The 11,963-nt window shown below is 37.3% G+C and carries 11 protein-coding genes and 2 pseudogenes; 11 read left to right on the top strand and 2 right to left on the bottom strand.

The window, feature by feature from the left end; translation table 11 throughout:
- Nucleotides 1–38: 38 nt before the first annotated feature.
- From JCM21714_RS04880 to JCM21714_RS04850, 7 genes are all read left to right on the top strand, one after another.
- Nucleotides 39–986: a WD40/YVTN/BNR-like repeat-containing protein gene (locus tag JCM21714_RS04880; RefSeq protein ID WP_035722278.1), complete on the top strand. Its 948-nt coding sequence runs from the start codon at nt 39–41 to the stop codon at nt 984–986.
- Entirely contained in the window at nt 970–1,653 is a 684-nt protein-coding gene (locus JCM21714_RS04875) for a hypothetical protein (protein ID WP_035722276.1), read from the top strand. Before JCM21714_RS04880 ends, JCM21714_RS04875 begins: the two co-directional genes overlap by 17 nt.
- Nucleotides 1,593–1,835, top strand: a complete 243-nt coding sequence (locus JCM21714_RS04870; protein WP_035722272.1) for a hypothetical protein — start codon at nt 1,593–1,595, stop codon at nt 1,833–1,835. The genes JCM21714_RS04875 and JCM21714_RS04870 overlap by 61 nt, the downstream gene beginning before the upstream one ends.
- A 43-nt stretch (nt 1,836–1,878) precedes the next feature.
- Entirely contained in the window at nt 1,879–3,240 is a 1,362-nt protein-coding gene (locus JCM21714_RS04865) for a DUF2252 domain-containing protein (RefSeq protein ID WP_035722269.1), read from the top strand.
- Between the two features lie 255 nt (nt 3,241–3,495).
- Entirely contained in the window at nt 3,496–4,014 is a 519-nt protein-coding gene (locus JCM21714_RS04860) for a MogA/MoaB family molybdenum cofactor biosynthesis protein (RefSeq protein WP_035722267.1), read from the top strand.
- A 210-nt stretch (nt 4,015–4,224) separates the two neighbouring features.
- Nucleotides 4,225–4,458 (top strand): hypothetical protein, encoded by a 234-nt coding sequence (locus tag JCM21714_RS04855; RefSeq protein WP_148294965.1) that lies wholly within the window; start codon nt 4,225–4,227, stop codon nt 4,456–4,458.
- Entirely contained in the window at nt 4,445–5,023 is a 579-nt protein-coding gene (locus JCM21714_RS04850; RefSeq protein ID WP_035722262.1) for a DUF6036 family nucleotidyltransferase, read from the top strand. Before JCM21714_RS04855 ends, JCM21714_RS04850 begins: the two co-directional genes overlap by 14 nt.
- Before the next feature lie 217 nt (nt 5,024–5,240).
- Here the strand turns inward: JCM21714_RS04850 and moaC are convergent, their stop codons facing one another.
- A complete protein-coding gene (gene moaC, locus JCM21714_RS04845) occupies nt 5,241–5,729 on the bottom strand; it encodes a cyclic pyranopterin monophosphate synthase MoaC (protein WP_035722259.1) in 489 nt (162 codons plus the stop codon).
- A 180-nt stretch (nt 5,730–5,909) separates the two neighbouring features.
- On the opposite strand from moaC, the pseudogene JCM21714_RS04840 reads away from it, so the two are divergent.
- From JCM21714_RS04840 to JCM21714_RS04825, 4 genes and pseudogenes are all read left to right on the top strand, one after another.
- Nucleotides 5,910–7,658 (top strand): annotated as a pseudogene (locus JCM21714_RS04840) (adenine deaminase C-terminal domain-containing protein).
- Between the two features lie 90 nt (nt 7,659–7,748).
- The gene (locus JCM21714_RS04835) at nt 7,749–8,798 is read left to right on the top strand and encodes a DUF3048 domain-containing protein (RefSeq protein WP_035722256.1); all 1,050 of its coding nucleotides are present in this window, start codon (nt 7,749–7,751) and stop codon (nt 8,796–8,798) included.
- An 18-nt stretch (nt 8,799–8,816) separates the two neighbouring features.
- Nucleotides 8,817–9,113 (top strand): YerC/YecD family TrpR-related protein, encoded by a 297-nt coding sequence (locus JCM21714_RS04830; protein WP_035722253.1) that lies wholly within the window; start codon nt 8,817–8,819, stop codon nt 9,111–9,113.
- A 66-nt stretch (nt 9,114–9,179) separates the two neighbouring features.
- On the top strand, nt 9,180–10,166 hold the full coding sequence (locus tag JCM21714_RS04825; protein ID WP_035722246.1) for a Gfo/Idh/MocA family protein: 987 nt from the start codon (nt 9,180–9,182) through the stop codon (nt 10,164–10,166).
- Between the two features lie 260 nt (nt 10,167–10,426).
- On the opposite strand, the pseudogene ahpF reads toward JCM21714_RS04825, so the two are convergent.
- Nucleotides 10,427–11,954, bottom strand: a pseudogene (gene ahpF, locus JCM21714_RS04820) (alkyl hydroperoxide reductase subunit F).
- Between the last annotated feature and the right edge of the window lie 9 nt (nt 11,955–11,963).

The following is an 11,963-nucleotide window of genomic DNA, read 5'->3' as shown; positions in this document are numbered from 1 at the left end:
GTTATAATTAGTATATAATGGAAAAGGAGGGTGCTCTGTTGAAAAATATAATGATAGCTATCAGTAGTTTAATGGTAGTAGGTATAGCCTTTCTGATTATTATTTATGAAAGTCGTGAACCTTTACTTTCACCAGAAGCAAAATTAATAAAAACACCACAAACGGAAGGGATTTCCGAGCCTGAAAAGCAGCCTTTAGAAGCAATAAAGACATCAAGTGATTTAAACTATTCTTTGCAAAATAATCAACTTCATATTACATATGATAATGGGGAAAAATGGAATGAAGTACCTATTGAAATGGACCAGCTTTTTGCTGGAGAATATCAGGGTAATAGACAAGAACTAATCGGCGGAAGTTATGAAATGACAGAAGAATTAGTAGCGTTTTTATATTCAGAAGGTGAAGATTGGCAAACGCAAACGATTAAAATAACCTATACAGAAGACAAAGGTGAAACGTGGAATGAAAGTGTCGTGAAGGATGAAGCATTAGCCATGCGTTTTAGAAAATTAAATATAACAAATGACGGATTTTGGACTGTTATTTTTACGTTTGATCGCACGATGTCGCAGGAAGCATCTGCTATTTATCTATCAAATGATCAAGGAGAGAATTGGCAGATTATAAGTACACCTGATTCAACAAGACTTGTGGCAGATGGGAGTTTTGTCGATCAGAATACAGGATTTATGTCGTACGGTACGATTAATCCTGAAGCACCCACTCTATATGTTACAAACGATCAAGGAGAAACATGGGAACAGGCTGTATTTAATATGCCCAATAAGTATGAAAAAGTATTTGTAATAGCAAGAGCCCCCCCAATAAAAGAAAAGGACCACTTAGAACTAATTATGGAACAGGGTCCAAATGGTGATTATTATAGAAATGGTTTGATAAAAGCAAAGTTCATTTCGACAGACAATGGTCATACTTGGGAGTTTGTAGAGGAGGTAGAGCCGGAAAATGAAAAAATGGGTTAAAAGAATGGGAATTCTTACCTTTTTGGTCACACTTGTTTTTTTCTGTTTGCAAGTATGTAGTCTCATCGTCCAATATATCTATCAAGCAGAGTATATTGATGATCGCTTATTCTACTTATTTAATATGGTGATTGTGACTTTTCTTGGAATTAGCATCTTCTTAATGATTTCGCTTAATAAAAAGTTTATAACTTTAATTACTAGTATTATAGTAATTTTGATTTCTATAAATGTCTACTTAATGTATGAAAGGAATCAAGAAATAAAAAATATTACGAATTTGTCTCCAAATGGGAAAGAAGTGTTCGCTATCAAGAAGAAAAGAGAAACTGGGGAAGCAACATATTATCGCAGTTATTTTAAACTATTTGGTCGACCTCATCAAGAGGTTCCAGACGCTATTGATAGAGTAGGAAACCTCAAATGGTTAACGGATGATATAGCGGTTTTAACTTACATGGACAAAAATCAAGATATCCAGCAATTTGTTGGGACCTATGGCGATCGCAGGATGGTACGTCCTATTATTATGTCAGTAGTCACATACGCGGGAAGTGGCAAGGAGGAAATTCGCAAGTTACCGCTAATTCGAATGGAATTACCATCATGCAACAGGGCAACGATCATTTTTTTGACTGGGATCACGTACAACAATTTGGAACACTAGCGATTGTTTTATCAGAAAATGATCAAGCGGAATGGACGATTGCATTAGGGGGGGAGGATTTTTCCTTTGATGATAATACACCTGAGCCTCCTACTGGTGAAATTATTTTGTATAAAGCTAAGTTAAAAGATGCCGAAGCAATTGCTTTAGAATATAAAGGTGAAGCTCAATCTTTGCAGTAATCTATGATAAACTAAAACTATTATCTTCCTTGGAGGGATCTTAGTGGTACATAATATTCAAACGAAAGTCAAAGAAACAAATCGCCTATTACGGAAACAATCATTACATACGATTTTAGAACAGTTAGATGGCTACGTGATGGAATTATCAAACAATGAACGAAGAAACAAATATCATAAGATGAAACAAGATCCGTATAGTTTTTATCGTGGAAGTGCTTATCTTTTTTATTATGATGTGACAAAAATACCATTTAGCTTTCACACCCCCCCCGAGGACAAACCAACTTGGATTATGGGCGATATGCATTTTGATAATTTTAGCAGTTTCCAAGATGAAAACGGAAATAATGTGTTCGATGTAGATGATTTCGATGAAGGGTATCTCGGTTCTTATTTGTACGATATCTTACGTATGGTAGTAAGTATTCGATTATTAGCTGACCAACAGGGCATCGCCGATGAGAAAGATCGAGATGAATTAGTTGTCGCCTTTTTGAAATCATATCGGAAAAAGATAAAGAAATTTGCTGAACGAGAAAAAGATCCGACAAAGTTAAACTTTACAATAAAAAATACGAAAGGTCCGATTAAAAAAGTATTAAAAAAGTTAGAGAAACGGACAGCCTCGCATGAATTACACAAGCAAACAATTGTTAACCAACAAGGAGAACGAGAGTTTAATCGTGAGAAGGATAAGTTAGCGGAAGTCACAGCTAAAGAATATAAAGAGATGAAAGAAAACTGGGATCAATATCTTCAATCGTTGCCAAAGGACTTATATAAAGGTGACGAGCATTATGAAATAAAAGATATTGTTAAAAGAACAGGTGCAGGTGTTGCTTCTACTGGTTTAAAGCGATACTTTGTGCTAGTTGAAGGTACACGTGCGTACGATCATGATGACGTAATATTAGAAGTGAAAGAGGTTCGTCCAGCAATCCCTGCCTACTTTGTGCCTTATAATAAAAGCTTTTGGGAAACGCACCGTCATCAAGGAAAACGTGTTGTAGCTACCGAAAAGGCGATGCACCACAAAGCAGATGCCTATTTAGGTTATATGACAATTGGTAATCGTGAATTTTATGTGAGAGAACGGTGTGCCTTTGATAAAGATATTTCTCCAAAAGATATAACGGAGAAAAAGCCACTGGAACAGTCAGTAAAGATCATGGGTAAAATAGCAGCTAAGGTTCATGCTCGTGCAGACCAGGATATCCGTGAGGATCTGTTAGACTATCATAGTGAGGATGTCATCTCGGAGACAATCGAAAAGAATAAAGATGCTTTCATTCATGAGATGGTCTTATGGTCGCGATTTTATAAAAGACAAGTAGAACAAGACTATCAGCTATTCTTAGATTGGTTGGAGACATATTTTTATCACGGCGCTAACCGTTCGTAAAACCCCCCCCACTTCAAGATTCGAGCATTAGCAAAGAAGCTAAGTGGGGGGGGATAAACGGACGATAACCATCCTGATAAGTTTCGCTAACAATCAGTGGGAGTCAAAAACTCCCACTGATTGAAGTCTCACTTTATAAAAACTAATGTATACATGTAAAAAATGTGTCTGTTGTCGAGATATCATGCATGATCCCGACGACAGACACACCTATATCTTGCAAAAGAATTCATTAACCATTAAAGGAGCAAATATATGTCAGAAGAACATAAAAAAGAGGCGCCAAAAATAGTGAATTGTAAAATCATCACTGTAAGCGATACACGAACCAAAGAGACTGACAAAAGTGGTCAATTAATGAAGCGATACTTAGCAGAGAATCATCATCATGTTAATGCATATGATATTGTTAAAGATGAAAGAACAGAGATTAAACAAGCTATTGATGAAGCTCTCAAGCAGAAAGATGTGGAAGTGATTTTAATAAATGGTGGTACAGGAATTGCTAAGAGGGATGTAACGATTGAGGTAGTGGAGAGCTTACTGGACAAGGTCATGCCAGGATTCGGAGAGATTTTTCGTGTGTTAAGCTTCCAAGAAGACATTGGATCGGCGGCCATTCTCTCTAGAGCAACGGCAGGAGTAGTTCAAAATAAGGTAGTTTTTGCGACACCAGGATCCTCAGGTGCCGTTAAGTTAGCGATGGAGCGCTTAATTATTCCGGAATTAGGACACGTTATGCGAGAAATAAAGAAAGATTTATCACGGCGCTAACCGTCCGTAAAACCCCCCACTTCAAGATTCGAGCATAAGCAAAGAAGCTAAGTGGGGGGGGATAAACGGACGATAACCATCCTGATAAGTTTCGCTAACAATCAGTGGGAGTCAAAAACTCCCACTGATTGAAGTCTCACTTTATAGATTTACTGGTGAAATAGAGTAATTTCTGGATATAATAATAGAAAAAGAAAGGTGGTAGTGAAATTGAGAAGGAAAACAATGGAGCAGATTGAAGAGAACATTAACCAAAACCGCAAGTATGCGAATGAGACAATTCAAAAATCGCTACCATCCACCAGACGCAAAAGATCAAGGACAAGATCATCAGGAGAAAGAGAAGCTCTCGATAAAATTGCAGTAGCAAGATGGGAAAAGGCACTAGCAGAAGGCAAAATTAAACGTATTTCCAAAAGGAAAATGTATTATGATTACCGTTAAAGAAATCAAAAAAACATTCCCTAGGTTAAAACAATTACCAAAGTTTGATCGGCAATTAGAATTTGCATCGATGGTTACGGAATATATGAGTGAAAAAAATATATATCCAATTATTGTAGGCGGATTGGCTGTGGAAATTTATACTAGAAATGATTATCAAACACATGATATTGATTTTGTCAGTGATGGATGGAAACAATTTGATGAGCTGCTTTCTCAATTACATTTTACTCGTGCAGAGAGACAATGGTATCATACAGATTTAGAATTAGCAGTAGAAGTTCCTTCGAATTTTCTCGAAGGAAGTGATGATCTTGTAGTAGAATTAGAACTTCCTAATGGAAAAGCGCTATATGTTATAAGTGTGGAGGATATGATTATTCATCGATTAGAAGCAATTGTATTTTCTACAACCTATCCAAAAGAAGATGAAGATTACGAATGGGCTCATAGAATGTTTTTGATTCACCAACATGATTTAGATTTAGAGTATTTAACAAGGCAAGCAAAATTAGTTAAAGTCTGGCCGTATATAGAGGAGTGGATAAATAACGAACAGTCTTAATAAGCTGATCGTTATTTATTGATTCTTTTAAACTGTGCAGTTTCAAATGAATCACCAATAATTTCAAAGTGATATTCTTTGATTTTTCGATCATAATAGGTACTTTTGGTTCGATATTAACAAAATTATCTGTTCTGTGATTTTCTATCCTAACAACGTATAAATAGTAAAAAAGTTACACCAAAAAAGAATTAATCACTCAATAACATTTGAGTGATTAATTCTCTCTCCGATATGTCCCGCTTTTTCCGCCGGTTTTCTCAATTAGGTATGTTTGGCCAATGATCATTCCTTTGTCAACAGCCTTGCACATGTCATAGACAGTTAACGCTGTAGCAGAGGCAGCTGTTAAAGCTTCCATTTCGACGCCTGTGCTCCCTTTTGTTTTTGCCTCAACCTTAATAATTAATTCATACTTTTCAGATTCTTGTTGCCAGCTAAATTGAATATTCACGCCACTTAATGGTAAAGGATGACACATTGGAATTATAGTAGAGGTCTGCTTTGCTGCCATAATACCTGCTACTTGTGCTACGGAAAGCACATCCCCCCCTTTTCCAATGGTTTTATCCTCGATTTTCGTATAGATTTCTTTTGTGACAAAAATACTCGAGCGTGCAATGGCAGTTCTGCTTGTTATTTCTTTATCAGTAATATCCACCATTTTTGCTCTGCCCTGTTGATTTATATGCGTAAAGTCTGTCATAAAAGTCATCCTCCTTTGCTGTCTATTATACTACACTAAACAGATATCATTTATTATGCTACTTATTTTACGTAGATCTGCCTAAAAAAAAGTCATAAATTTGTAAATAAATCACAATGCAAACGCTATCAGTACGTGTTAGAATAAAGGGAAACATTAAAAGAAGTTGAGGAGATAAGTATGAAGGAACATTTATATAGATGGAGAAATAAAGAAATTCGCAAGCAAGTTGCGGTAATTGATGGAAAAGAGCAACCAACCATACTGTTAAAAAACGCCTATTATTTAAATGTGTTTTTGCGTAAATGGCTGGAAGCACATATCTGGATTCATAAAGACCGGATTGTATATGTAGGTACCAGGTTACCTGAATCATTACAAGGTGTAGAAGTGGTCGATTGTACAGGAAAGTATATTGTACCAGGTTATGTTGAGCCACATGCTCACCCTTTTCAACTTTATAACCCTTATGAATTAGCTATGTATGCCGGACAAACAGGAACAACAACATTGATGAATGACAACTTACCATGGCTTTATTTAACAAGTAGGGAGAAAGCGTTTTCTTTGATAGAGGATTTCATGAAGTTACCTGTCTCAATGTATTGGTGGGCACGCTTTGATTCGCAGTCTGTCATAAACGAAGAGAAGGAAATTTTTAATGATGAAGATGTGCACGCCTGGTTACAGCATGAGGCAGTTGTTCAGGGTGGAGAACTTACAGCATGGCCACAAGTGATTCGAGATGACGATCGTATTCTATATTGGATACAAGAGGCAAAACGGTTACGGAAGCCTGTCGAAGGTCATTTTCCGGGTGCTTCAGAAAGTACCTTGGTCAAGTTGAAATTATTAGGTGTAAGCTCTGATCATGAAGCATTATCAGGAGAAGAAGTCTTTAATCGAATTTCAATGGGATATCGTGTCGGATTACGAAATTCATCGGTTCGACCAGATTTGGAGAAATTATTAAAAGAGCTACAAGAGTTAGGAATAAACTCTTATGATTTTTTAACGATGACAACTGATGGTTCAACGCCTTCCTTTTATGAGAATGGCATTATAAATCAATGTATTCAAATTGCGATTGATTGCGGTGTGCCTGAAATTGAAGCATATATGATGGGAACCTATAATGCAGCGGAACAATTTCATTTAGAAGAGCGTCTCGGCGGCATTGCCCCCCCAGGACGTGTGGCCCATGTGAATATTCTAAGTTCGTCTAATAATGCCACACCAGAATCTGTCTTGGCGAAAGGGAAGTGGCTAAAAAAAGATGGGGAATTGGTGAAACAGGAAGTGGAGATTGATTGGGAAAAATATGGGTTAGGAAAATTAGAATTAGATTGGCAATTAATGGAGCGCGATTTGCAATTCTCCATGCCAGTGGGATTGAAAATGGTGAACGATGTAATTATGAAGCCATACCCGATTTCAATTGATGCGAATACGGAAAAAATCATTAATTCTACTGATGAATCCTTTCTGATGTTAGCGGATCGGGAAGGTGAGTGGCGTGTGAATACGATTATAAAAGGATTTACCAAAACACTCGGAGGTTTAGCGAGTTCCTATTCCTTAACAGGTGATATTGTCTTAATTGGTAAAAGTAAATCCGATTTATTAATCGCTTTTGCGAGAATGAAGGAAATTGGTGGGGGGGTATCGTATTAGTGCAGGAGGGAGAAGTTATATTTGAACTGCCGCTAAATATAGCAGGCATGTTGTATGATGGTAGTATGCCGAAGTTAATGGCGGAAGATAAAAAAATGAAAGCCATTTTAATTGACCACGGCTATCAGTATCAGGATCCCCCCGTATAATTTACTGTTTTTGTCGTCGATGAATTTACCTTTTGTACGGATTACACCGTTAGGAATAGTAGACGTCAAGAAAAAAGATATCTTATTCCCGGCGATAATGCGCTAAAGTTTTGAAATAATAAGAATAGTTTAATCGACATGCAACAGATTGCATGTCGATATTTGGTTATGACTAGTGAAAAAGGTGGTAATCGTATTGAAAAAATTATTATTTGTTTTTATTTTACTGTTGGTATTTGTTGCGTGTTCTAATGATAATGAAGGTGCTCTAGATGAGAAGACTGAAGAAGATCCGGTTGAAGAGGAAGTCATTGAAGAACCAGCGGAACCAGAATCAACTGTACATATCTATCCGCTAACCGGATTAGAAGCGGATGAAGAGGTAACAAATAGAATGATTGCGGTTATGCTCAATAATCATCCCGAGGCAAGACCGCAGACGGGTTTGTCGCACGCAGATAAGGTAATCGAAATTCTTGCGGAAGGTAATATTACTAGATTATTGGCTTTTTTTCAAAGTGATATTCCTGATCGGGTAGGTCCAGTGCGCAGTGCCCGTCCCTATTATTTTCATATAACTGACGATTATAATGGTATTTATGTGTACCATGGTGCCGCCCAATATATAGAAGATATGATTCAAAATGGTGATGTTGAGGGATTAAACGGTATGTATTATGATAATGATAAAGTTTTATTTGAGCGTTCGAATGATCGTGTAGCTCCACATAATTCCTATACAATATTTGATGGTATATACAAGCTCGCTCAAGAGAAAGGATATGCACTAGAGGCAAATTATCAGCCCCCCCTTACTTTTGTTGATGATGTTGAAATAGAGGGTGATACGGTTGCAAATATTCAATTTAATTATGGGAGTAATTATTCCGTGAGCTATATCTATGATACACAAGCGGCTGGCTATGCCAGATATAGCGATGGAGAGCAAACAGTGGAATATGAAGATAATACGCCAATTATGTTGGAAAATGTCTTATTTATCGAAGCAAACCATGAAGTGATTGATGACGTGGGAAGGCGGGAAATAGACATTGATTCTGGAGGAGATGCTTTATTACTACAGCATGGTAAAGTACAACGCGTGCAATGGGAGCGAAATAATGGTAGAATAATTCCAACGAAAGAGGGAGAACCTGTTCCGTTTGTTCCAGGACAAACATGGATAAACGTTATTCCTACTAATCCTGGTATTGATGGTGTTCAACTGTCAAATGAAGCGGAGTAAAAAGGAGAGGTGTATACCATGCAAATCGATAAATTGCGAGGCAAACAATTAGATCAGTTATTTGATGCGATCCTAACACTAAAAGATCGCGAAGAATGCTATCGCTTTTTTGATGATATTGCAACGATGAACGAAATTCAATCACTTGCTCAACGATTACATGTGGCTAAAATGTTGGATGAAGGCAGGACATATACAGCCATTGCAAAAGAGTCAAGTGCATCCACCACAACGATTTCCCGTGTAAAAAGATGCTTCTCATATGGTAATGATGGATATCGAATTGTATTGGATCGATTAAAGGAAGAAGAATAATAGAGCTCCCTCTAAAAAGGGGGGGCTCTTTTTCAAGATTATAAAAATGTTATGGGAGGAAGAAATATGATTCGCTTTGGAGTTATTGGTACTAATTGGATTACCGATCGATTTATTGATGGTGCAAGTAAGGTAGATACGTTTAAGCTAAGTGCGGTCTATTCAAGAACAGACGAGAAAGCAATAGAATTTGCCGGTAAATATCAGGTAGAGGCAACGTTCACAGATATAGAAGCATTTGCAAATAGTGATAAATTTGATGCGGTTTATATCGCATCGCCAACCGCTTTGCATAGTGAACATGCAATAACTTGTATGAATGGTGGAAAACATGTTATTGTCGAGAAACCTTTTGCTTCTAATGAACAAGAAGTGTTGCAAATGATTGAAACAGCCAAGAAAAATGAGGTTGTCTTAATGGAAGCAATGAAAACAACGCATGTACCTAATTTTAAACTGATAAAAGATAGTCTTGAAAAAATAGGTCCCGTTCGTCGCTATGTCGCCAACTTCTGTCAGTATTCTTCCAGATACGATAAATATAAGGAAGGTGTTGTCATGAACGCCTTTAAACCAGAATTATCAAATGGCTCATTAATGGATATTGGCGTCTATTGCCTTTATCCAATGGTAGACCTGTTCGGCGTACCAACTAGCGTGAAGGCTACTGCTTATATGCTTGAATCTGGTGTAGATGGTGAAGGAACAGTTACAGTTGACTATCCTGAATTAAATGGAGTAGCTATGTTTTCAAAAATCACCAATTCCTCTCTTCCGTCTGAGATTCAAGGTGAGAAAGGATCTATCGTAATTGGCAAGTTCTCTGATATGGAGGATGTTACAATTGTTTATAAGGACGGAACAGAAGAAAAATTAGATGCTGAGCAAGAAGAAAACACCATGTATTACGAGGCAAAATCATTTATCGAAACGATTGAAAATAAAGAAAAGGAAAATCGCATTAATACGTGGGAGCATTCATTAGAGACAATGCGTATACTAGATCAGGCACGTAAAGAAATTAACCTTACATTTCCAGCTGATCAAAAGTAAATGGTATTATATAGGACTAAATTCTTACGGACAAAAAAGTGGATTTCCTTCTCATAATGTCCATAAGAAAAAATCTTACGGACAGAATAAGAGGAAAATTTCTTGATCTGTCCATAAGAATGCACCTTGCGGACAAAAAATAAAAAAAATAGATTTTTGTCCATAAGAATTAATCTAACGGACAAAAAAGATAAAAGATCTGCTAATCTGTCCATAAGAAAAAAGGTTGTCACCCATCAGCGAGTGACAACCTTTTTTAATTAATTTCGAATCAAGTGATCAAATGCACCTAATGCTGCTGTAGCACCTGATCCCATCGCAATAATGATTTGTTTAAACGCACTATTTGTACAGTCACCTGCTGCAAAAACACCAGGAAGGCTGGTGGAACCATGACCATCAACCATGATCTCACCAAATTTATTTACTTCCAGTGTTTCCTTCAACCACTCTGTATTGGGGGACAAGACCGATTTGAATGAAAACACCGGCTAATGGAATATTCTTTTCTTCCTCTGTTTCACGGTCTACATAACATAGTCCTTCCACTTTATTAGAACCATATATCTCAGAAGTTCTAGCATTTGTTAATACTGTTACATTTGATAAACTATGAAGTCGATCCTGCAATACCTGATCTGCCTTTAATTCTGGCATGAATTCCAGTACAGTAACATGTTTGACGATACCGGCAAGGTCGATTGCAGCTTCGACACCAGAATTTCCTCCACCAATAACGGCTACATCTTTTCCTTCAAAGATCGGACCATCACAGTGAGGACAATATGCTACACCCTTGTTCTTGAATTCGGCTTCGCCGGGAACACCGATATTTCGCCAGCGTGCTCCTGTGGAAAGTACTACTGTCTTACTCTTTAGAGTTGCCCCATTTTCCAGTTTCAGTTCAAATAAATCTTTTTTCTCTAATGACTTCGCACGCATTGAGTTCATGATATCAACTTTATAATCACGAACATGCTCTTCAAGATTGGCAACAAGCTTCGGTCCTTCTGTGTAAGTAGTTGTAATAAAGTTTTCGATGCCTAGTGTGTCTTGTACTTGACCGCCGAAGCGTTCGGCAACAATACCAGTACGGATCCCTTTACGAGCAGCATAGATTGCAGCACTCGCGCCAGCTGGTCCTCCACCGACAACTAATACATCATATGGGTCTTTATTATCTATTTCAGTTACGTCTACACTGCTTCCGAGTTTTTCAAGAATACCTTCTAACGTTTGCCGGCCATTTACAAATGATTCCCCATTTAAAAATACCGCTGGTACGGCCATAATCTCTTTGTTATCAGCTTCCTCTTTAAAAGCAGATCCTTCGATCATTGTATGGGTTATATTTGGATTAATGACACTCATCAGATTTAGTGCTTGTACAACATCAGGACAGTTTTGACAGGATAAACTAACATATGTTTCAAAATATAATGGACCGTCTAATTGTTTAATTTGCTGGATAACTTTCTCGTCTTCTTTAGGTGGACGGCCACTTACTTGTAATAAGGCTAATACAAGAGAAGTGAACTCATGTCCTAATGGCACACCAGCAAAGACAATCCCAGATTCTTCTCCTGGTCGGTCGATGCTAAAACATGGAGTACGTTCAAATTTCCCTTTTTCTAGTGAGATTTTATCAGACATGCTTGCGATTTCGTTTACTAGTTCATCTACTTTTTTTGAAACTTTATCTGAACCAACATTCGCTTTAATGACGATATCATTTTCTAATAGCTTTAAATATTCTTTTAGCTGTGATTTTATTTCCTGATCAAGCATTTTAGACCC

Source organism: Gracilibacillus boraciitolerans JCM 21714, from assembly GCF_000521485.1.
In the GTDB taxonomy this organism is placed as follows: domain Bacteria; phylum Bacillota; class Bacilli; order Bacillales; family Amphibacillaceae; genus Gracilibacillus; species Gracilibacillus boraciitolerans.
This window is presented reverse-complemented; position numbering and strand designations above follow the sequence as displayed.